This is a genomic window from Pantoea vagans, from assembly GCF_001506165.1.
Lineage (GTDB): Bacteria > Pseudomonadota > Gammaproteobacteria > Enterobacterales > Enterobacteriaceae > Pantoea > Pantoea vagans_C.
Window position 1 is genome coordinate 3,005,870 of record NZ_CP011427.1, and the last position, 22,610, is coordinate 3,028,479.

Below are 22,610 nucleotides of genomic sequence, written 5' to 3' on the forward strand. Positions count from 1 at the left end.
GATGAGTTTTGATATTGCAAAATACCCGACACTGGCGTTAGCAAGCACGGTTCAGGAATTACGTTTATTACCGAAAGAAAAACTTCCGGTACTGTGTGACGAACTGCGTCAGTATCTGCTGGACAGCGTGAGCCGATCTTCCGGCCACTTCGCATCGGGTCTGGGCGTCGTCGAACTAACCGTCGCGCTGCATTATGTTTATAACACCCCGTTTGACCACTTGGTGTGGGACGTTGGCCATCAGGCTTACCCGCATAAAATTTTGACCGGACGCCGCGATCGTATCGGTACCATCCGTCAGAAAAATGGCCTGCATCCTTTCCCATGGCGTGGCGAGAGCGAATATGACGTATTGAGCGTCGGCCACTCGTCGACCTCCATCAGCGCCGGTTTGGGTATGGCCGTTGCTGCTGAGCGTGAAGGCAAAGGCCGCCGCACCGCCTGTATCATCGGCGATGGCGCAATTACCGCCGGCATGGCGTTTGAAGCGATGAACCACGCGGGTGACATCAAGCCCGACATGCTGGTGATCCTCAACGATAACGAGATGTCGATCTCTGAGAACGTCGGCGCACTCAACAATCGCCTGGCTCAGATCCTCTCGGGCAAAACCTATTCACGCCTGCGCGAAGGCGGCAAGCGCGTATTGGGTGGTCTGCCACCGATCAAAGAGCTGGTGAAGCGCACCGAAGAACATCTAAAAGGGATGGTGGTGCCGGGCACGCTGTTTGAAGAGCTGGGCTTCAACTATATTGGCCCGGTCGATGGCCACGATGTGCTGACGCTGGTCAGCACGCTGAAGAACATGCGAGACTTAAAAGGCCCGCAGTTCCTGCACATCATGACCAAAAAGGGCAAAGGATACGCGCCAGCAGAGCAAGATCCGATCGCCTGGCATGCCGTACCGAAATTTGATCCTGCCAGTGGTTCTCTGCCCAAAAGCGCCCCTGGATTGCCGAGCTATTCCAAAATTTTTGGTAACTGGCTCAGCGAAATGGCCGCTGACGATCCGCGCCTGATGGCGGTAACGCCCGCGATGCGCGAAGGCTCAGGCATGGTCAGCTATTCCCGTGACTATCCGCAGCAATATTTCGATGTGGCGATTGCCGAGCAGCACGCGGTGACTTTCGCGGCGGGTATGGCGATTGGCGGCTACAAGCCGGTGGTAGCGATTTACTCCACTTTCCTGCAGCGTGCCTACGATCAGCTAATTCACGACGTCGCCATCCAGAAACTACCGGTCCTGTTTGCTATCGATCGCGGCGGTATTGTGGGGGCTGACGGACAGACCCATCAGGGCGCGTTTGATATCGCTTTCCTGCGCTGTGTGCCCGAAATGGTGATCATGACGCCAAGTGATGAAAACGAGTGTCGCCAGATGCTCTACACCGGTTATCACTACCAGGATGGCCCAAGCGCCGTGCGCTACCCGCGTGGCACTGGCACCGGCGCGACCCTGGAGCCACTGGCAGCACTGCCGCTCGGTAAAGGGATTGTGAAACGTCGTGGTGAAAAACTGGCGATCCTGAACTTTGGCACCCTGTTGCCTGAAGCGCAGGCGGCAGCGGAAGCGCTCAACGCCACCCTGGTGGATATGCGTTTTGTGAAGCCACTGGATGAAGCACTGATTGCGGAACTGGCGGCCAGCCATGATTCGCTGGTGACGCTGGAAGAAGGGGCAATTAAAGGCGGTGCCGGTAGCGGCGTGAATGAATACGTCATGGCGAAGCGCCTGCGCGTACACGTGCTGAACCTCGGTCTGCCGGACGAATTTATCCCTCAAGGCACTCAGGAAGAAGTTCGTCAGGATTATCAGCTGGATGCCGCCGGTATTCAGCAGCAAATCACCGCCTGGCTGGCACAGTAATCCCCTCCCCGCTCCTGCTGCTATGCTTAGGGGATCCCTAACGCATAAGAGCAGGAGCTCCAATGAAAACCATTCGTTTAGGCCAAACCGACTTACAGGTTTCGCGTCTGTGTTTAGGCTGCATGACCTACGGCGATCCAATGCGCGGCAACCACGCCTGGACCTTGCCAGAAGAGAGCAGCCGTCCCCTGATTAAGCAGGCATTAGACGCTGGAATTAACTTTTTCGACACCGCCAACAGTTATTCCGATGGCAGCAGTGAAGAGATTGTCGGACGTGCGCTAAAAGATTTTGCCCAACGCGATCGGGTGGTGGTGGCCACCAAAGTCTATTTCCCACTCAGCAACCTCTCTCAGGGCCTGTCGCGCCAGAATATCCTGCAATCGATTGATGACAGCCTGACCCGTCTCGGCATGGAGTACGTTGACCTGTTGCAGATCCACCGCTGGGATTACCACACGCCGATTGAAGAGACGCTGGAAGCCCTGAATGAGGTGGTGAAAGCCGGTAAAGCTCGCTACATCGGCGCATCGTCGATGCATGCTGCGCAGTTTGCGCAGGCGCTGGACCTGCAGAAACAGCACGGCTGGGCCCGTTTTGTCAGCATGCAGGATCAATACAATTTGATTCAGCGCGAAGAAGAGAACGAAATGCACCCGCTGTGCGAGCGTGAAGGCATTGCGGTGCTGCCGTGGAGCCCATTAGCGCGCGGCAAGCTGACTCGCCCCTGGGGTGAAACCACGGCGCGATCGGTGTCGGATAACGTGATGGAGAAGCTCTACACCGGCACCGAGGAGAATGATGCGGCGATTGCCGAGCGTCTTGCCACCATCGCAGCGGATAAAGGTGTGACGCGCGCGCAGGTGGCGCTGGCATGGCTGCTGCACAAACCGGTGGTGACCGCCCCGATTATTGGCGCATCGCGTGAACAGCAGTTTGCGGAGTTAGTGAAGGCCGTGGATGTTGAGCTGAGTTCAACCGATATCGCTGAGCTGGAGACGGTGTATCAACCGCATCCGGTGGTGGGATTTGAATAGATACCAATAAGCGCAATGAATTGCGCCGCTACCGGCCAGGCACTCATCTGTAGTAGCGCAATTCTTCGCGTAAATTTGATTGCGCCGCTACCGGGGCACACTTCTGTAGCGGCGCGATTCATCGCGCAATTTGAATTAAAGCACCAGCCCCAATCCATATAAAATCACCGCCGAAATCACCCCGGCGATAATATCGTCAACCATAATGCCCATGCCACCGTGCACATTCTGATCGAACCAGCGGATCGGCCAAGGTTTCCACATATCAAAAATACGGAAAATAACAAAACCGGCTAACACCCACTGCCAGCTCATCGCAGGAATCGCCATCAGCGTGATCCACATACCGATGAACTCGTCCCAGACGATGCTGCCGTGGTCGTGCACGCCCATATCTTTTGCCGTGCGGTGGCAGAGATAAACCCCGACGCTGATACCAATCAGCACCACCAACGAATAGATCTGCAGTGGCAGAAACGTCATCAGCCACCAGAAAGGAATCGCGGCAATCGACCCCGCGGTCCCCGGCATAATCGGGCTGAAGCCGCTGCCAAAACCCGTTGCCAGTAAATGCCACGGATTACTCAGCCGCAGGCGACTTTTGGCCACATCTTTACTTCGAGTCAAAGTGATCAAATCCCTTGTGATTAAAGCTGCGCGGCTTGCCGTTTTCCAGCAGCGTCAAACCTTCAGCTTCCGGTGCTATCTGTCCAATACAGGTGTAAGGCACGCCAAGATGCCCCAGCGCCACATCCAGCGCCCCGCGATTGACTTCCGGCACGGTAAAGCACAGCTCATAATCTTCGCCGCCGCTTAATGCCCAGGTCAGAACCTGTTCCGCATCAAAGTGGTCACGCAAAGCAGCAGAGAGCGGCAACGTTTCCAGGTTGAGGCGCGCACCCACGCGGCTGGCGGTCAGAATATGGCCGAGATCGGAAATCAGGCCGTCGGAGATATCAATCGCCGAGGTTGCCAGGCTACGCAGCGCCTGGCCTTGTAACACACGCGGCATCGGGCGCAGATGCCGCTTAATCAACACTTCATGCACCGCCGGGTCATTCAGGCGATGATGATGTTGCAACAGCGATAAGCCCGCTGCGCTGTCACCCAGCGTACCGGTGACAAAAATCCAGTCACCCGGTTTCGCGCCCGATCGTTTCAGCGCGCGCCCCACCGGCACCAGGCCGTGAATGCCGAGGGTTAAACTGAGTGGCCCGCGCGTGGTATCGCCGCCGATCAGCTGCATATCGTAGTAATCCAGCAGTTCAAACAGGCTGTCACTGAAGGCCGCCAGCCAAGGCTCGTTGATCTCGGGGAGCGTGATGGCCAGCGTCAGCCAGGCGGGATCCGCACCCATCGCCGCGAGATCGCTGAGATTGACCGCCAGCGCTTTATAACCGAGATCGGACGGATGGATATCGCGTAAGAAGTGAACACCCGCCACCAGCGTATCGGTGCTAATGGCCAGCGTCTGTTTTTCGGGCACGTTGAGTAACGCACAGTCGTCACCAATCCCTTTCTCCACATCGCGGCGGGAGCTGGTGACGCGGTTAAAATAACGTGCGATCAGTTCGAATTCACCACAGGACATAAGTCAGGTCTCAATGAAAAAAGGCCGGAGAACCGGCCTTAAGCATTATTTTTTGTTAGGTCGAATTTGTGGGGCTGCTTTATCCAGCACGCCGTTGACAAACTTGTGGCTGTCTTCAGCGCCAAACACTTTGGCCAGTTCGATACCTTCGTTGATGGCCACTTTATAAGGCACATCCGAACGCTTACTCAGCTCATACAGCGAAATACGCAGAATGGCTTTTTCTACCTGGCCCAGCTCTTCCAGCTGGCGTGACAGGTAGGGCTTCATCAGACCGTCCAGGTACGCGCTGTTAGTCGCCACACCGGCCAGCAATTCGCGGAAATAGCTAATATCGACGTCTTTGACGTCTTGTTCCGCCAGAAACTGGTATTCCACATCGGCAATGTCGTTGTTCGACAGCTGCCAGGAGTAAAGCGCCTGGACAGCGCACTCACGGGCGCGACGACGAGCAGCAGGTTTCACAAAATTCCCCTTACAAAAATCAGGCTTTGATGGCTTTCAATACGTTAATCATTTCGAGTGCGGTCAGGGCCGCTTCGGCGCCTTTGTTACCCGCTTTGGTGCCGGCGCGTTCAATCGCCTGCTCGATGTTTTCGGTGGTTAACACGCCGAAAGTCACCGGAATATCGCTGGTCATTGCCACATTAGCAATCCCCGAGCTGGCTTCACCTGCCACATATTCGAAGTGGGCGGTGCCGCCACGGATCACGGTTCCCAGCGCCACGATTGCGTCGTGCTTGCCGGCTTTCGCCAGTGCGCGCGCTGCCAGTGGCAGTTCATAAGCACCAGGAACCCAAACCACAGTGATGTTTTCTGCTTTTACCTGGCCGATACGCTTCAGCGCATCAACGGCGCCATCCAGCAGGCTGTCATTAATGAAGTTGTTAAAACGCGCAATAACGATGGCAATGTTAGCATCAGGCGTGGCAACAGGAGCTTCGATAACTTTCATACATATCCTTTGGGTGTTTGATTTGTGGCCCCGCAGAAGGGGGCGGATTCTATCATACTCTTCGGCGACGCGCTCAGGCTTTTCAGTCAATGCTTAAGCGGGCGTCAGGGTCAGTCGCAGGTCCTCTCCGACCTTGCGCACATCACTGAATTTCATGACTGGCGCATCGGCCAGTTGTTCCAGTCCGGGCAGTTCACACAGACCACGTGCCGCATTGCCCAGTAGCTTCGGTGCCATGTAGACGATCAGCTCATCCACCAAACCCACCTGCAAAAGTGCCCCGGCCAGTTGCGCGCCCGCTTCTACCCAGACGGAGTTAATCTGCCGCTGACCGAGCAACATCATCATCGCCACTAAGTCCAGTTGTTCACCGCGCAGCGGCACCGCAATCTGGCTGACGCTCTCCGGCCAGTTTTGCTGATCGATTTCACTGCGCATCAGCCAGGTTTCACCGGGTTGTGCGATAAGCCGGTGCTGCGGCGTAACGCGCTGTTGGCTATCAATGACTACACGCACCGGCTGGCGCAGCGACGCTTCATCAAGCTGCTGGCGCGTGCTCTCGTTCAGTTCATTCCAGCGCACCGTCAGCGAGGGATTATCCGCTAACACCGTGGCACTGGTGGTAAGAATAGCCGAACTCTGGGCACGTAAATGTTGCACATCGCGCCTTGCAGCCGCAGAGGTGATCCACTGGCTTTCGCCACTGGCCATTGCTGTGCGCCCATCAAGGGATGCGCCGAGTTTGAGTTGGATCCACGGGAAGCCAGTGCGCATACGTTTCAGAAAACCGCGATTCAATGCTTCCGCTTCGCTCATCATTAGACCGTGGCTGACCTCGATGCCCGCCTGTTGCAGACGATATAATCCGCGCCCTGCCACTTGCGGGTTAGGGTCCTGCATCGCGGCCACCACGCGGCTGACGCCTGCAGCGATTAACGCATCACAGCACGGCGGCGTGCGCCCATGGTGGCTACAGGGTTCCAGCGTGACATACGCCGTGGCACCCCAAGCCTTTTCACCTGCCATACGCAACGCGTGCACTTCGGCATGAGGTTCACCGGCACGCTGATGCCAGCCTTCGCCAACCACTTCGCCGTCGCGCACGATGACGCAGCCGACGTTAGGATTGGGGGTAGTGGTGAAACGTCCGCGTCGTGCCAGTTCCAGCGCACGCGCCATGTAGCGTTCGTCAGTCATGGCTTAGTCCTGTAAGCGGGCGATCTCTTCGCCAAAATCACGGATATCTTCGAAACTGCGATAAACCGAAGCAAAGCGGATGTAAGCCACCTTGTCGAGCTTCTTCAGCTCTTCCATCACCAGGTTACCCACCAGCTTGCTGGGAATTTCGCGCTCACCGGTGGCGCGCAGTTGGGTTTTGATGTGGTTAACGGCGTTATCCACCGCATCCGCGCTGACCGGGCGTTTTTCCAGCGCCTTCATCATGCCGCTGGCGAGCTTATCTTCGTTAAAGGGTTCACGCACATCGTTGCTTTTCACCACCCGCGGCATCACCAACTCCGCCACTTCAAAGGTGGTAAAACGCTCATGGCACACCAGACACTGGCGGCGGCGGCGCACCGAAGAACCTTCACTGACCAGACGCGAATCAATCACTTTGGTGTCCACAGCGGAGCAGAAGGGGCAATGCATGACGTTTCCTGTCGCGAGATAAATAGGCCACATAGTGTAGCGCGATCTCGATGGCAACTAAATACACGAGGCTGAATCACCGCCCTGCTCACAGACATAGCAGCCCAGACCAACTCCTCCGCAAAAGCCACTACGCTTAAAGAGCCAATCCGGCACAATTGCAGGAGGTTATATGGGTCTGTTCAATTTCGTTAAAGAAGCAGGGGAAAAGTTATGGGATGCGGTAACCGGCGCTGACGATCCCAGCAAGAAATTACAGGATCACATTAAGCAACTGGGTTTGCCTGACAGTGACAAAGTGAAAGTCGATGTGCAAGGCGATACCGTTACGGTCAGCGGCGATGGTATCTCCCAGGAGCTGAAAGAGAAAATACTGGTGGCAGCCGGTAACGTGGCCGGGATTACCAAAGTCGATGACAAGGTTACGGTGTCGGATTCGGCGCCAGAAGCGCAATTCTACACGGTGAAAAAAGGCGATACCCTGAGCGCGATTTCCAAACAGGTTTACGGGAATGCCAATGAATACAACAAGATTTTTGAAGCAAACAAGCCAATGCTGACGCATCCTGATAAGATCTACCCCGGACAGGTATTACGCATTCCCAATTAACACAAGGACATTGCATGACGATCAGGACGTTTTGGGCACCTGCAGCGCTTTCGCTGCTGGTACTCAGTGGTTGTAGTTCAACGCCGACTTCACCGCAGGTCAAAGAGTTACATCAGGAAGTGAGCCAGCTTAATCAACAGATGCGCAAGCTCACCAATCAGGCGACCGCGCTGGAAATCCAGGGGCAGCTCAATGGTCAGTCAACCCAAGGGGCGTGGTTACTACCGCAGGCTAATACGCCGGTGGAGCTGCAAACTCAAGTGGGTAAATTGCGTTTGTCGCTGTCACGTGTGGAAGGCGAAGTCAGCGGCAGTCGTGCCAGTCTGAACATTCGATCTACCGATGATCAGCCAATTCCCGCCCTGAGTGCCACCGTGGTGTGGGGTGAATTAGACCCGGCCAGTGGTAAACCGCTGAATGCGGAGAGCCTGAGCCAGACCATTCAGGTAGAAGCCAGCCTGATGCCGCGCAGTTCAGTCACCGTTCCGCTGCGCTTGAGTGGGCTCACGCCCGATCAACTGGGCTACGTGCGCGTCCATGATGTGCAAGGTGTCGCTGAAGTCAAACAAACGCCCTGATCAGCAGGCATAAAAAACGGGCTGCACCTGGCAGCCCGTTTTCATTTCACTCATCGCATCAAGGCAAGATCGAAGGCTGATCTGCGCCCTCTTTCTCAACTTTCTGCACCAGCATATGTTCACGTTTCATCCCCAGTTTCAGCGCTAACGCAGAAGAAACATAGATAGATGAAACGGTACCGATAGTGACACCGATCAGCATGGTGAGTGAGAAACCTTTCAGCAACGCCCCACCAAAGATGAACAGGATCAGAATCATTGCCAGTGTGGTCAACGAGGTGATCAAGGTACGGCTCAAGGTCTGGGTCAGCGACACGTTGGTAATGTCGTAAGACGAGCCGCGACGGATCTTGCGGAAGTTCTCACGAATACGGTCCGACACCACGATCTTATCGTTAAGTGAGTAGCCGATGACAGACATCAACGACGCAACAATCGTCAGATCGATCTCGATATGTGCCAGCGACAAAATGCCGCAGGTGATGATCACGTCGTGCGCCAATGCCAGCACGGTGCCCAACGCCAGACGCCATTCAAAGCGGAAGCCGATGTAGATCAGAATCGCAATCAATGCAGACAGCAGCGCCATCGCACCGGCCTGCGCCAGATCGCTACCCACGCTTGGGCCCACGAATTCAATGCGCTTCACGGTGGCGTTTTGCTGCGTCGTCTGGTTAATAGACGCCACGACTTTGGCGCCGAGTTCCTGACCCGCCGTTCCAGTGGCTGGCGGCATACGCACCATCACGTCACGGCTGCTGCCAAAGTTCTGCACCAGCGGCTCCTGGAAGCCCGCTTTCACCAATCCTTCACGCAGTGCGTCCAGATCGGCCGGTTTCTCCAGGTTAATCTCAATCACCGTACCACCGGTAAAGTCGAGGCCCCAGTTGAAGCCTCGCACACCGATCATGGCGATAGACGCCACAATCAGCAGACCGGAGATGATGAAGGCCAGCGTATCCCAGCGCATAAAGTCAATGACCTTACGCCCGTGGTTTAGCTGTTCAATACTATAGTCCTGTGCCACAACGCACTCCTCAGATAGACAGCTTGTTGATGCGTTTGCCGCCGTACACCAGGTTAACGATGGCACGGGTGCCGACGATAGCGGTAAACATAGAGGTCGCGATACCGATAGCGGTGGTAATCGCAAAGCCTTTAATTGAACCGGTACCGACCGCATAAAGAATGATCACTTTGATCAGCGTGGTGACGTTGGCGTCGACGATACTGGAGAAGGCGCCTTTATAGCCCTCATGAATCGCCTGCTGTACCGAGCGTCCGTTACGCAGTTCTTCTTTAATACGTTCGTTAATCAACACGTTGGCATCAACCGCAACCGCCAGCGTCAGCACGATACCGGCAATACCCGGCATGGTGAGCGTCGCCCCCGGCAGCAGTGACATAATGCCGACAATCAGCACCAGGTTGCACAGCAGTGCGCTGGTAGCAATCAGACCAAACTTCTTATAGAACACCACCATAAAGATGATGGAAGCGATCAGACCCCACAAGCAGGCTTCGAGACCCTGCGTGATGTTCTGCTGGCCCATGGTTGGACCAATGGTACGCTCTTCCACGATCTGAATAGGCGCAATCAACGCACCGGCACGCAGCAGCAGCGACAGCTGACGTGCTTCGTTCGGGTTGTTGATCCCGGTAATACGGAAGCTATTGCCGAGGCGAGACTGAATGTTCGCCACGTTGATCACTTGTTCCTGTTTCACCAGAATCGCACGACCATTCGCATCTTTCTTACCGCTGTCCTTGTACTCCACAAACAGGGTCGCCATCGGTTTACCGATGTTGTCCTTGGTGAAGTTAGACATGATGTTACCGCCCGCGCCATCCAGTGAAATGTTCACCTGCGGCTGGTTGTACTCATCCATGCTGGAAGTTGAGTCGGTAATATGGTCACCGGTCAGAATCACACGCTTGTACAGCACAACTGGCTGGCCTTCACGCGTCTCTTTCACTTCCGAATCACCCGGCACACGGCCACTCGCCGCAGCAGTTGGATCAACGGAGGTATTCACCAGACGGAATTCCAGTGTTGCGGTCGCGCCCAGAATCTCTTTGGCGCGCGCAGTGTCCTGAATACCCGGCAGTTCAACCACGATGCGGTCAGAACCCTGACGCTGCACCAACGGCTCGGCAACGCCCAGCTGGTTAACACGGTTACGCAGGATGTTAATGTTCTGCTGAACCGCATACTCACGTGCTTCGCTGAGACGCGCATCGGTCATCACGGCACGCAGCGTGTCGCTGCCGACGCTGGAGATCACCAGATCGCGATGACGCGGTGACAGATAGCTGATAGCCGCATCACGGCTTGCACCGTCGCGGAAACGCACTTCTACACCGTAGTTAGCGATTTTGTTGACGTTGGTATACGGGATGCTTTTGTCGCGCAGGTCACTGCGCAGGCCATCGGCATTCTGCTCTTGCAGTTTGCCCAGAGCGGTATCCATATCCACTTCCATCAGGAAGTGTACGCCGCCACGCAAATCAAGACCGAGTTTCATCGGCTGTGCGGCCAGCATCGTCAACCAGCGCGGCGTGGCCGGCGCAAGGTTCAGAGCAACAACGTAGTCATCGCCCAACGATGCAGTCAGAGCATCGCGCGCGCGAAGTTGCACGTCCTGATTGTCAAAACGGGCCAGAATGGCACCATTTTCCAGCGCGAGGGATTTGCTCTGAATATTGTCTTGTTTCAAGACGTTCTGGATCTGATCCAACGTTTTTTCACTGGCGGCGCCACCGCGCGCACCAGTGATCTGAACGGCCGGATCCTCACCATAAAGGTTAGGAAGCGCATAGAGCAGGCCGACGAGAATCACGACGACCAGCATGATGTACTTCCACAAAGGATAACGGTTTAACACGGCAGTTCCCTTCGGGAAGAAAAAATTACAGCGCCTTCATAGTACCTTTCGGCAGAACGGCGGCCACGAAATCACGTTTAACAACTACTTCAGTGGTGTCGTTCAGGGCGATAGAAACATAGCCGTTGTCAGCAACTTTGGTCACACGACCGACTAAGCCGCCGCTGGTCAACACTTCATCACCTTTAGAGATGGAATCCATCAGCTTTTTGTGATCTTTAGAACGTTTCTGCTGCGGGCGCAGAATCATGAAGTAGAAGATCAGACCAAACACCACCAGCATGATCACCAGAGAATAAGGACTTCCCTGAGACGGAGCGCCTGCTGCGGCAACGGCGTCAGAAATGAAAAAGCTCATTAAATTTCCCTCATTGATAGAATTATCAGACGTTTAACGGTGGAACCGCTTTGCCCGTCCGTTGGTAGAACTCGCTAACAAAGTGCTCTAATTTACCCTCTTCAATGGCCTTACGTAAACCCGCCATCAAACGCTGGTAATAGCGCAGATTGTGAATCGTATTCAGACGTGCGCCCAGTATTTCGTTACAACGATCAAGATGATACAAGTAGGCGCGGCTATAATTGCGACAGGTGTAACAATCACACTCCGCATCCAACGTCGTGGTGTCATCTTTATACTTGGCATTACGGATCTTCACCACGCCATCGGTCACAAACAAATGACCATTACGCGCGTTACGCGTTGGCATGACGCAGTCAAACATATCGATACCGCGGCGAACGCCTTCCACCAGATCTTCTGGTTTGCCGACGCCCATCAAATAACGCGGTTTGTCTTGCGGAATTTGCGGACAGACGTGTTCCAGGATGCGATGCATGTCCTCTTTAGGTTCACCCACCGCCAGGCCGCCCACAGCGTACCCATCAAAGCCGATATCTACCAGACCTTTAACCGAGACATCTCGTAAATCTTCGTAAACACCGCCCTGAATGATGCCGAACAACGCATTTTTGTTGCCCAGCGAATCAAAGCGGTCACGGCTGCGTTGCGCCCAGCGCAGGGACATCTCCATGGAACGTTTGGCGTAATCCCAGTCTGCCGGATACGGTGTACATTCGTCGAAGATCATCACCACGTCAGAACCGAGATCGTACTGAATTTCCATCGATTTTTCGGGATCGAGGAAGATCGGGTCGCCGTTGATCGGATTACGGAAATGTACGCCCGCTTCGGTGATCTTACGGATGTCACCGAGGCTGAACACCTGGAAGCCGCCTGAGTCGGTCAGGATCGGTCCCTGCCAGTTCATGAAATCGTGCAAGTCACCGTGCAGCTTCATGATCTCCTGGCCCGGACGCAGCCAAAGGTGGAACGTGTTGCCCAGCAGAATCTGTGCACCGGTGTCTTTCACTTCTTCCGGTGTCATACCTTTCACGGTGCCGTAGGTGCCCACTGGCATAAAAGCTGGGGTTTCCACCACGCCACGGTCAAAAACCAGACGGCCACGGCGCGCCCGCCCGTCGGTAGTATCTAATTCAAATTTCACATTAACCTCATGAGATAATCAGAGAAACAGTCTGATTATTAAGCCCCAACCATTTCGTCGGGAGCCTGTGGATTACGAGTGATGTACATAGCATCCCCGTAGCTAAAGAAACGATACTGCTCTGCCACCGCGCTCTGATAGGCCGCCATGGTATTTTTGTAACCGGCAAAGGCCGACACCAGCATAATCAGCGTGGATTCCGGCAGATGGAAGTTGGTGATCAGCGCGTCAATTACCTGATAGTGATAGCCTGGATAGATGAAGATTTGCGTGTCGTCGAAGAACGGTGCAATCAGCGCATCCTGGCTGGCCTTGGCAGCACTCTCCAGCGAACGCACAGAGGTAGTGCCCACGGCAACCACTTTGTTGCCGCGCGCTTTACAGGCCAACACCGCATCCACTACGTCCTGCGGCACTTCCGCGTACTCAGAGTGCATGATGTGATCATTGATGTTTTCAACGCGCACCGGCTGGAAGGTACCTGCACCGACGTGCAGCGTGACAAACGCCATTTCGATGCCTTTGGCACGCAGTGCGTCCAGCAGCGGTTCGTCAAAGTGCAGACCGGCTGTCGGGGCGGCAACGGCACCCGGACGCGCGCTGTAGACGGTTTGATAGAGTTCGCGGTCTGCTTCTTCATCTGGACGATCGATATACGGCGGCAGTGGCATATGGCCAACGCTGTTCAGGATATCCAGCACTGCGCGATCGTCAGCGAATTCGATTTCAAACAGCGCATCGTGACGCGCCACCATGGTGGCTGTCACGCTTTCGTCATCGCCCAGCAGCAATTCCGCGCCGGGCTTCGGCGCTTTGGATGCACGGACGTGCGCGAGTACCCGCTTATCGTCCAGCATGCGCTCAACCAGCATTTCGATTTTTCCGCCGCTGGCTTTACGACCATAAACACGCGCGGGGATCACGCGGGTGTTGTTGAACACCAGCAGGTCGCCCGGATTCAGTTTATCCAGCACATCGGTAAACACTTCATGGCTTAACGCACCACTCGGGCCATCCAGCGCCAGCAAGCGGCAACCGCTTCGCTGCGCCTGCGGATAGTGGGCGATCAAGGATTCCGGCAACTCAAAAGCAAAATCGGCTACACGCATGCATCACTTCTTTCAGGACTCAAAAAACAGGCGGCATAGTTTAGCGGAAAAGCGGCAAATTCTGAACAACTGGCTGCATCTCTGTGAATTTGCCTTTGACCTGCTGCCTATACACAAAATAATTCGAGTTACAGCAAGGCGGCAAATGAGGGAAGCCCGATGAGCTTACACAAGTAAGTGATTCGGGTGAGCGAGAGCAGCCAACGCCGCTGTAACTTGAAGTATGCCGTGTATATAATGCGCCATGAACTTTCTTGCTCACCTCCACCTCGCACAGCTGGCTGACAGCTCCCTGCTGGGCAATCTGATGGCCGACTTCGTGCGCGGCAACGTGCAATCGCAATGGCCGGAGCCCGTTGTGGCGGGCATTGCCATGCATCGTCGCGTGGATGTACTCACCGATAACCTGCCCGAAGTGCGGGAAGCACGGCAGTTTTTCCGCGCCGAAACGCGTCGCGTCGCCCCTATTACACTCGACGTCATCTGGGATCATTTCCTCGCCCTGCACTGGGACAAGCTGCACCCGACACAATCGCTGATTGATTTCACGGCGGCGGCCGAGGGAGAAATCCTGCCGCAGCTCCCCGGCACACCGGAAGGGTTCATCGAATTGAATGCGGTCATGTGGCGTGAGCGCTGGTTCGAACACTACGCCGAACCGACGCGGCTGGCACGGGTGCTCAATGGCATGGCACATCGCCGCCCCCGCCTGGCCGCCCTGCGCGACTCTTATCAGGATTTCGTTGATCATTACTCGCAACTCGAACCGCTGTTCTTCCAGTTCTACCCGCGCCTGATGGCAGCCGCCCGCGCGCAGCAACTCTGAACCTTTTTTTCACAATCCCGGCATTTCCCCCCCTTGCCAGCCGCAGCCATCTGCGGCTTAATGAAACCTTCCTTAACTTTTGTTAAGTCTGTCACACTGCTCTGTAACTGCTGGTCACTTAAGCGCTTTTCGGTCGCCATTAATGGCACCCCTACCATGACATTGCTTGTTTTGCGCGGGGAGCGCATTGATGCGCACCGGACAGACCATGTTTTTTGTTGCGTAAGTGCCCAACATTCACAGCCTGAATGATTAGAGGGAAAGATGTCATCAGCTACGCTAACCGAACTTGATGCGCGTTATCACTTCGCCTGTGATGTCGCTAAAACTGCAGCCAGCCGCGCTTTATCCTGGTATCAGCAGCGCCATCAACTGGTGATTGAGCATAAAAAGGATTTACAGGACGTGGTCAGCGAAGCCGATCGCAACGTCGAAGAGCTGGTGAAACACCTGATTCACGAACGCTTTCCCGAGGATGCCGTGCTCGGCGAAGAGAGCGGTGGCGAAACCGCAGGCGCGCGCTTTATCTGGGTGATCGATCCGATTGATGGCACCAGCAGCTTTCTGAACGGGCTTCATAACTGGTGCGTGTCGCTGGCGATTGTCTGTGAAGACGAGCCAGTCATTGGTGTGGTGTGCGATCCCAACCATCATGAAACCTTTCACGCCTGCCGTGGCAAGGGCGCGTGGGTCAATGAGAAGCGCATTCAGGCGCACAGTGCCCAGCATCTCAACCAGGGCGTTCTCGGTTTAAGCAGCTCCAATAGCCAACCCATTGAACCGCTCACCGCCTTTATTGGTGGGCTACTCTCCCAGGGTGGCATGTTTATCCGCAACGGTTCCGGTGCCTTGATGAGCGCGTGGGCCGCCGCGGGCCGACTGATTGGCTATTATGAAGCACACATGAACCCCTGGGACGGATTACCGGGCATCGTATTAATGCGCGAAGCGGGCGGCCAGACCAATGACTATCTCAGTCATCACGGGCTGCAACACGGCAATCCGGTGCTACTGGCCAATGCGGTGATCTATCCGCAGCTCAAAGCCCTGCTACCCGATCATCCCTCACTGTGAATTTGATACGCCCTGCCCTGCTGATCTTGTTGGGGTGGATGGCTTTGCCGATCCACGCAGAAGAGCATTATCAATTGGAAAAAGTAGTAGAGATCAGCCGTCACGGCGTACGACCGCCAACGCCGGGTAACCGTAAAGAGATTGAAGCCGCCACCGAACGCCGCTGGCCACAGTGGCACACTGCGGATGGTGAACTTACCGCTCACGGTTATGCGGCAGTGGTCAATAAAGGACGTTGGGAAGGCGAACATTATCGTCAATCAGGCCTGTTGGACGCGGGTTGTCCCAATGCCCAGCAAATTTATGTTCGCGCCAGCCCATTGCAACGTACACGAGCAACAGCGGATGCGCTGGTCACCGGTGCCTTTGCCGATTGCCACGTCCAAGTTCATTACGTTGAGGGAGGCAGCGATCCGCTTTTTCAGAGTGATAAATTCCCGTTTGCCCAACTCGATCCCGCCAAAGAGTATGCCGCGGTTGCCGCCCAGGCAGGTGATTTGACAGCATTGCAGCAGCGCTTACAGCCCGCAATCCAGCGATTAAAGCAAGCGGTGTGCGATTCGGACTGCGCTTTCTTTGATCGTCCATGGCAGCTAAAGCAAACCAGAAGCGGCAGTACCTATGTTCAGGGATTAAGCGTGCTGGCGAGTATGGTCGAGACGTTGCGCCTCGGCTGGAGTGAACATCTGCCGTTCAACCAGATCGCGTGGGGGAATATCACCACCTCCGAGCAAATCGGCGCACTGTTGCCGCTGCTTACTGCCAATTACGATCTCAGCAATGACGTGCCCTATATTGCGCAGAAGCGCGGCTCCATTTTACTGGATGCAGTATTAAGCAGCTTAGAAGACAGCGACAACACTCCTGATACCCGCTGGCTGCTGCTGGTCGCGCATGACACTAATATCGCCATGCTCCGCACGCTGATGGGCTTCAACTGGCAATTGCCAGGTTACGCACGCGGCAATATTCCACCGGGTGGCAGTCTGGTGTTTGAGCGCTGGCGTGATACCCAAACCCATGCCCGTTTCCTGCGCATCTACTTCCAGGCGCAAAGTCTGGATGGTTTACGGCTGTTAACGCCGATTGATGATGCGCATCCGTTATTACGAGAAGAGTGGCATCAGGGAAATTGTCACTCGACGTCGGTGGGCGAGCTTTGCCCTTATCAATCTACTTTGCAGCAATTACGTGCCGCCATTGATCGCAGCGCACTCAGCAAGGTGACTTACCCCAATTAGCGTTAGCATACTTAAGCTCAATGCATAACATCGACTCATTCCTGGCGGCGTAACGATTCAGTGTCGTAATCATTAATTACCGTTCAACCTGCGATTATTCTAATTTTTTTTCGCCATGCTTTTTCTACGATGAAAAGGCGTATCCTGACGACGTCAATCATCCCTTAGCAATACCCCTTTTTCTCCTTTGTAACTTTTTTTCGGCGACAGGATGCGCCGATTTATTTTTAGTGCCAAGTAAAACTAAAAAATAAACATTCACTTTTGGGTTTTAACTATGACTGCGAATACTCCCCACCGCTATCGGGTGGATATCGATGGCCTGCGTGCCGTTGCCATTATCTTAGTTGTATTATTCCATTCCGGTGTCACCGCATTAAAAGGTGGCTTTATTGGTGTAGACCTGTTTTTTGTTATTTCTGGTTTTCTGATTGGCGGTATTATTAGCAAGGAAATATCTGAAGGACGCTTCTCCTTTTATCAATTTTATCTGCGTCGTATTCGTCGTATCGCCCCCGCGCTGTTCTTCATGATGGCAATATTACTGCTGCTCGGGTTTATGTTGTTATCGCCGCTTGAATTCAGCCAACTAGCCAAATACAGCGTGGCGGTGTTTATCTCCGTTCCCAATATGCTATTAATTAAGAGTGGTGATTATTTCAGCACAGATTCCGATCTGAATCCGCTGTTAATGACCTGGTCACTGGGTATCGAGGAACAGTTCTATATCGTGCTGCCGTTTATTCTGCTGCTGGCGGTGCGACTCAAACAACCCATGAGCCGTGTGGTGCTGATGTTGAGCCTGGTTTCACTGGTTGCTTGCATCTGGGTCACCGCTTTTGCCAGCACTCATGCCTTCTATCTGCTGCCTACACGCGCATGGGAACTTGGCGCTGGGGTGTTACTCGCGTTGTGGAAGCCGCAGCCTGTCACCGGCCGCGCGGGCAATTTACTCAACCTGCTCGGCTGGCTGTTGATTATCGCGGCCAGCGTGATGATCAACAGTGACGATCAATTCCCTGGTTGGGTAGCCGCCATCCCCGTTCTGGCGGGCTGTTTGATGATCGGTGCCCACAGTGAACTTAACCAGTTACTGTTAGAAAATCCGCTGATGCGGTTCATCGGCAAAGTCTCTTACTCGTGGTATTTGTGGCACTGGCCGCTGCTCAGTCTTGCCCGCATTTGTAGTGACAATCCGCTGACCGTTTGGCAAGGCCTGCTGATCAGCACCCTGGCGCTCGGCATTGCCTGGCTCTCCTGCCGCTTCATCGAACAGCCCTTCCGCCAGGCTCGAACGGGTACGCGTTGGGTGATCCCCAGTTACTGTGCTTCTTCAGTGATAGCAGCAGGCGCCATGGTACTGCTGTGGCAAACCGGCGGCATGAAATCACGTGTCAGTGAGTTAGTGGTAAACGCCGATAGCTGGAAAATCTCCGCGCAGCGTAATCCTTGCCTGTTGAGTTATGGCGCTAACCTGCCATCCCGACTGACTGAGTGCCAACCCAAAAGCGATCGGCCGGGTATTGCTCTGATTGGCGACAGCCATGCCGCCGCCCTACGTGATTCAGTGTCCCGTTACGCGCTGCGTCAGGATAAGCCGCTGTATCAGTTGACTAAAGCCTCCTGCCCGTTCCTGATTGGGGCGACACGCGTGGTTAATCAGGTGCCCGACCATGCGCAACAGTGCATCAACTTTAATCAGGCCGTATTGAAGATGGTGATGAGCGATAAGATAGATGAAGTGGTGATCAGCGCCTATTGGGCTTCGGGCATGAGCCTGCTGCCCGGCGCGGGATTCCGTGAAACGGGCCATCCTGAGAAGAGTAATCTGGAAGCGCTGCAGGCTGGCATGGACCGGGTGATCGCTCAGTTAAAACAGGCCGGGAAGAAGATTACGGTGATCGAGGACGCACCGTCGGTGGATGTCGATCCGCTGCGCTACAGCAATAACCGCAATATGCCGATTCGCCGTGAGTTAAGTGCCTGGCTTGGAAAGTGGGAGGCACCACCGCTGTTAAGCGAGCGCACCAGGCTGTTCCAGTTCCCGGAAGAGGCGGTAGAAAAACTGCTACAGGCATACAAGGAGGAAGGCGTACGCGTGCTGTCTCTGCGCGAGAATCTGTGTAATGAACAAGGATGCATGATTACCAGTGGTGGATTGCCGCTCTATTACGACAATAACCATTTGAGTCCAGCAGGCGGGGATATCGCGTTAGGGAAGAATTGGTGACATCCAGGTAGATATAAATGCTTGTTAGTTAGCGGCTGACGATAACGCCGTCTGCTGCCCCCTCAGGGTTATCCGCAGCGCTGAGACTTTTACGTTGGGCCAGGAGCCCCACGCGGGGAGGCGTGGGGCAGTTCGCGGCCGACCATGGATGGTCATCCGCGAACGGTCCGTCCGGCACGACGTGGAAGTCGAAGGCACCGCTTTAGCGGCGCGAGGACGGCCCAGAGGGGGCAGTAGTGGCGGCAGAGCCCGCACAGAAAAGAAAGGACACTTATCAATAAGCAGCCTGAGTTCTTAACTAAAGAGTATTACGCCACTTATGGCGACCTTCAGACAGGTGCGTCGTGATACACACCCGTCAATTTCAACCCCGGCGCTTCTTCACCAGTGGCCACGCCAGCAACAGCAGCACTATCCAGCCAAAGCCCGCGTAAAGTGACACACACGTGTCCGGGAAATAGCCAATCAGCGCGATGATAAACACCAGAAACGCCACGCCGATCCACGCCGTTGCGCTGCCGCCTGGCAGGGCAAACTGCAGCTTACCGGCCTCCTGCGCACCAATTTTGCGGCGGAACGCAATCTGCGACAGCAGAATCATGATCCATACCCACACCGTGGCAAAAGTCGCCAGCGAAGCGATCACCAGGAACACTTTTTCTGGCATCAGATAGTTGAGATAAACCGCCATCAGCAACGCCACCATCATCACTACCACTGTCACCCACGGCGCACCGCGCTCGCTGGTATTAGTGAAGACTTTTGGCGCATGGCCCTGCTGCGCCATACCGTGCAGCATACGTCCGACACCAAACACATCGCTGTTAATCGCCGACAGGGACGCGGTGATCACCACAAAGTTAAGAATGGATGCCGCCGCCGCAATGCCGAGATGCTGGAAGGTCAGCACAAACGGGCTGCCCTGCGTACCGACCTGGTTCCAGGGATAGATCGACATAATGACGAACAACGTACCCACGTAGAACACCAGAATACGCAGCGGTACAGAGTTGATGGCACGAGGAATCGACTTCGCCGGATCTTCCGCTTCACCGGCGGTGATCCCGATAATCTCAATCCCACCGTAAGCGAACATCACCATCTGCAGTGACAGCAGCATACCGATGATACCGTGCGCGAAGAAACCGCCATTGGTCCACAGATTGTGAATACCGGTTGGCTGACCGCCGTTGCCGATGCCCCAGAAAATAATGCCGAAACCGGCGAGAATCATGATGATGATGGTGGCGACTTTGAAGAAGGAGAACCAAAACTCCACTTCGCCAAACACCTTCACGCTCATCAGGTTAATGCCGCCGATGATCAACACCACGCTGAGTACCCAGATCCAGTGCGGCACTTCCGGGAACCACACGCCCATGTAGATGCCGAACGCCGTGACGTCGGCAATCGCCACAATCAGGATTTCAAAACAGTAGGTCCAGCCGGTGATGTATCCTGCCAATGGACCGAGATAATCCTGCGCATAACGCGAAAAGGAGCTGGCCTGCGGGTTATTCACTGACATCTCACCCAGCGCACGCATGATGATATACGCTACGGCACCGCCGATGATGTAGGCCAGCAGCACGCTGGGCCCCGCCATTTTGATCGCATCCGCTGAGCCGTAAAACAACCCGGTGCCAATCGCCGATCCCAGTGCCATAAACCGGATGTGGCGCGTGCTCAGTCCGCGTTTGAGCTTGTTGGTTTCTTGCATAACCGCCTGTACCTTGAAAATGAAAAACCACGGGCAAGCCCGTGGTTGAAATTAACAGCAATGTTGCTTACTGATGAACAGCGACCTGTTCGCGTCCTTTTGCACGATCCACCACCGCAGCAATCACCAGCATCACCAGCGATGGCGGCAACCAGGAAAGTCCCTGATCTGCCAGCGGCAGATGCTGACTGAACAGCGGCAGTACATCTTTAAAGTTAGTCGTTTTAATCGCATCCACAATACCAAACAGCAGGCTCACCAGCATGGTTGGCGCAATGATACGCGTGCTTTTGTTCCACCACTTTAGCGTAAAGCTCAACACCACCAGCACGATGCACGGCGGATAAATGGCCGTCAGCACCGGAATGGAAATCTGAATCAAATGGCTCAGGCCGAGGTTCGACACCACCATGGAGAACAGACCCAAAATAAACACCAGCGTCTTATACGACAATGGCAGGTATTGCGCAAAGAATTCGGCACAGGCGCAGGTCAGGCCAACTGCCGTCACCATACAGGCCACGAAAATCAGCGCCGCCAGGAAGAAACTCCCCATACCGCCGAAGGTCTGTTGCACATAGGCGTGCAGAATCGCCGCACCGTTCGCATTCTGATCGACCAGGCCCGCACTACCGGAACCCAGTTTAAACAGGCTGAGGTAAACCAGCGTCAGGCCGACACCGGCGATCACGCCCGCCAGCATGGTGTAACGCGTCAGCAATTTGGCATCTTCCACACCGCGAGAACGCGCGGCATTGACAATCACGATACCGAACACCAGGGCGCCCAGCGTATCCATGGTCAAGTAACCATTGACGAAACCGCTGGAGAACGCAGCACGCTGGTAATCAGCTGTCGCAGGTGCAATACCGCCCGCAGGCCACAGCAGTGCAGCCACGCCCAGAATAGTGAGCGCAACGATTTTCAGTGGTGCGAGGAAATGACCGACGGTGTCGAGCAATTTGCCTGGGTACAGGGAGATACCAATCACCAGCGCAAAGTAAATCAGGCTGTAAATGAACAACGGCAGCGCGCCATCACCAGTCAATGGCGCAATCCCGACTTCGAAGGAGACGGTCGCAGTACGCGGGGTGGCGAACAGCGGGCCCACGGCCAGATAGCAAACGGTGGCTAACAGCAGACCTGCCGCCTTGCCAATCGGTGAGCTCAGGGCATCAATGCCGCCGCCAACACGTGCCAGGGCGATAACAGTCATCACCGGCAAGCCAACAGCCGTGATCAGAAAGCCAAAAGCGGCAACCCAGACGTGTTCGCCAGACTGAATCCCCACCATCGGTGGAAAGATAATGTTTCCTGCGCCAACGAACAGGGCAAACGTCATGAAGCCCAGCGCCAGGATATCCTTGGAGGTTAAACGATGTGTCATAAACTTCTGTACTGCCTGTAGCTGATGTTGCGGTGGAAGTTGAGTTCGTGTTGTCCTCTGGATGCGCGTAAACAAGGGCTTAACTGATGGAATCAGTGTGTTATGCGGGCCTAATCGTTAAAGCGCAGGTGATTTAAACTACTTTTCTTCTGTTCACAGAGGGATAAATCGACAACGGCGCAAATTAAAACGTTTATAGCGAAGAAAGGCAATACGGGATCGGAAAACCAGAAGGATATAGCAACAAAGTGACACAAAGCAGTTAATCAGCGGGGAATAGGCGTAAAACACCTCAGATGATTTGCTTAAAGTTTCCGCATCGCGGGAGATCTCCTTGCAAAA

At 54.8% G+C, this 22,610-nt stretch carries 21 protein-coding genes; 8 read left to right on the plus strand and 13 right to left on the minus strand.

Going from position 1 to position 22,610, the window contains the following annotated elements:
- Window position 1: 1 nt before the first annotated feature.
- Window positions 2-1,867 (plus strand): 1-deoxy-D-xylulose-5-phosphate synthase, encoded by a 1,866-nt coding sequence (gene dxs / locus LK04_RS14080; RefSeq protein ID WP_039330027.1) that lies wholly within the window; start codon window positions 2-4, stop codon window positions 1,865-1,867.
- A 62-nt stretch (window positions 1,868-1,929) separates the two neighbouring features.
- The gene (locus LK04_RS14085; protein WP_039330025.1) at window positions 1,930-2,904 is read left to right on the plus strand and encodes an aldo/keto reductase; all 975 of its coding nucleotides are present in this window, start codon (window positions 1,930-1,932) and stop codon (window positions 2,902-2,904) included.
- 135 nt (window positions 2,905-3,039) lie between these two features.
- Here the strand turns inward: LK04_RS14085 and pgpA are convergent, their stop codons facing one another.
- From pgpA to nrdR, 6 genes are all read right to left on the minus strand, one after another.
- Window positions 3,040-3,531, minus strand: coding sequence for a phosphatidylglycerophosphatase A (gene pgpA, locus LK04_RS14090; RefSeq protein WP_039330023.1), 492 nt, complete (start codon window positions 3,529-3,531; stop codon window positions 3,040-3,042).
- Window positions 3,518-4,495, minus strand: coding sequence for a thiamine-phosphate kinase (thiL, locus tag LK04_RS14095; RefSeq protein WP_039330021.1), 978 nt, complete (start codon window positions 4,493-4,495; stop codon window positions 3,518-3,520). The genes pgpA and thiL overlap by 14 nt, the downstream gene beginning before the upstream one ends.
- 45 nt (window positions 4,496-4,540) lie before the next feature.
- Window positions 4,541-4,960, minus strand: a complete 420-nt coding sequence (gene nusB, locus LK04_RS14100) for a transcription antitermination factor NusB (RefSeq protein WP_039330019.1) — start codon at window positions 4,958-4,960, stop codon at window positions 4,541-4,543.
- A 19-nt stretch (window positions 4,961-4,979) separates the two neighbouring features.
- A complete protein-coding gene (ribE, locus tag LK04_RS14105; protein ID WP_039330017.1) occupies window positions 4,980-5,450 on the minus strand; it encodes a 6,7-dimethyl-8-ribityllumazine synthase in 471 nt (156 codons plus the stop codon).
- 93 nt (window positions 5,451-5,543) lie between these two features.
- On the minus strand, window positions 5,544-6,647 hold the full coding sequence (ribD, locus tag LK04_RS14110) for a bifunctional diaminohydroxyphosphoribosylaminopyrimidine deaminase/5-amino-6-(5-phosphoribosylamino)uracil reductase RibD (RefSeq protein ID WP_039330015.1): 1,104 nt from the start codon (window positions 6,645-6,647) through the stop codon (window positions 5,544-5,546).
- A gap of 3 nt (window positions 6,648-6,650) precedes the next feature.
- Window positions 6,651-7,100, minus strand: coding sequence for a transcriptional regulator NrdR (nrdR, locus tag LK04_RS14115; protein WP_034831027.1), 450 nt, complete (start codon window positions 7,098-7,100; stop codon window positions 6,651-6,653).
- 172 nt (window positions 7,101-7,272) lie between these two features.
- Here nrdR and lysM point away from each other — a divergent pair, with 172 nt between their 5' ends.
- Window positions 7,273-7,710 (plus strand): peptidoglycan-binding protein LysM, encoded by a 438-nt coding sequence (gene lysM, locus LK04_RS14120; RefSeq protein WP_039330013.1) that lies wholly within the window; start codon window positions 7,273-7,275, stop codon window positions 7,708-7,710.
- Between the two features lie 14 nt (window positions 7,711-7,724).
- On the plus strand, window positions 7,725-8,288 hold the full coding sequence (locus tag LK04_RS14125; RefSeq protein ID WP_039330012.1) for a DUF3251 domain-containing protein: 564 nt from the start codon (window positions 7,725-7,727) through the stop codon (window positions 8,286-8,288).
- 58 nt (window positions 8,289-8,346) lie between these two features.
- Here the strand turns inward: LK04_RS14125 and secF are convergent, their stop codons facing one another.
- From secF to queA, 5 genes are read right to left on the minus strand one after another with little or no spacing between them, the layout of a single operon-like run.
- Window positions 8,347-9,315, minus strand: a complete 969-nt coding sequence (gene secF, locus LK04_RS14130; RefSeq protein WP_039330010.1) for a protein translocase subunit SecF — start codon at window positions 9,313-9,315, stop codon at window positions 8,347-8,349.
- Between the two features lie 10 nt (window positions 9,316-9,325).
- A complete protein-coding gene (gene secD, locus LK04_RS14135) occupies window positions 9,326-11,173 on the minus strand; it encodes a protein translocase subunit SecD (RefSeq protein WP_071885749.1) in 1,848 nt (615 codons plus the stop codon).
- 25 nt (window positions 11,174-11,198) lie between these two features.
- Window positions 11,199-11,531 (minus strand): preprotein translocase subunit YajC, encoded by a 333-nt coding sequence (yajC, locus tag LK04_RS14140; RefSeq protein ID WP_034831018.1) that lies wholly within the window; start codon window positions 11,529-11,531, stop codon window positions 11,199-11,201.
- A 25-nt stretch (window positions 11,532-11,556) separates the two neighbouring features.
- A complete protein-coding gene (gene tgt / locus LK04_RS14145) occupies window positions 11,557-12,681 on the minus strand; it encodes a tRNA guanosine(34) transglycosylase Tgt (protein ID WP_039330004.1) in 1,125 nt (374 codons plus the stop codon).
- Between the two features lie 38 nt (window positions 12,682-12,719).
- Window positions 12,720-13,790 (minus strand): tRNA preQ1(34) S-adenosylmethionine ribosyltransferase-isomerase QueA, encoded by a 1,071-nt coding sequence (gene queA, locus LK04_RS14150; protein ID WP_039330002.1) that lies wholly within the window; start codon window positions 13,788-13,790, stop codon window positions 12,720-12,722.
- A 244-nt stretch (window positions 13,791-14,034) separates the two neighbouring features.
- On the opposite strand from queA, the gene LK04_RS14155 reads away from it, so the two are divergent.
- From LK04_RS14155 to LK04_RS14170, 4 genes are all read left to right on the plus strand, one after another.
- Window positions 14,035-14,616 carry an ACP phosphodiesterase gene (locus tag LK04_RS14155; protein ID WP_039330000.1) on the plus strand — a complete coding sequence of 194 codons (582 nt, stop codon included), beginning with the start codon at window positions 14,035-14,037 and terminating at the stop codon, window positions 14,614-14,616.
- A gap of 264 nt (window positions 14,617-14,880) precedes the next feature.
- A complete protein-coding gene (locus LK04_RS14160; RefSeq protein ID WP_039329998.1) occupies window positions 14,881-15,690 on the plus strand; it encodes an inositol monophosphatase family protein in 810 nt (269 codons plus the stop codon).
- A 38-nt stretch (window positions 15,691-15,728) separates the two neighbouring features.
- Entirely contained in the window at window positions 15,729-16,931 is a 1,203-nt protein-coding gene (locus tag LK04_RS14165) for a histidine-type phosphatase (protein WP_052206002.1), read from the plus strand.
- A gap of 277 nt (window positions 16,932-17,208) precedes the next feature.
- Window positions 17,209-19,161 carry an acyltransferase family protein gene (locus LK04_RS14170; protein ID WP_039329993.1) on the plus strand — a complete coding sequence of 651 codons (1,953 nt, stop codon included), beginning with the start codon at window positions 17,209-17,211 and terminating at the stop codon, window positions 19,159-19,161.
- Window positions 19,162-19,525: 364 nt separating this feature from the next.
- Here the strand turns inward: LK04_RS14170 and proY are convergent, their stop codons facing one another.
- Together proY and brnQ are read right to left on the minus strand one after the other, a co-directional pair.
- The gene (gene proY / locus LK04_RS14175) at window positions 19,526-20,881 is read right to left on the minus strand and encodes a proline-specific permease ProY (RefSeq protein ID WP_039334271.1); all 1,356 of its coding nucleotides are present in this window, start codon (window positions 20,879-20,881) and stop codon (window positions 19,526-19,528) included.
- A 67-nt stretch (window positions 20,882-20,948) separates the two neighbouring features.
- Entirely contained in the window at window positions 20,949-22,268 is a 1,320-nt protein-coding gene (gene brnQ, locus LK04_RS14180; protein ID WP_039334273.1) for a branched-chain amino acid transporter carrier protein BrnQ, read from the minus strand.
- Between the last annotated feature and the right edge of the window lie 342 nt (window positions 22,269-22,610).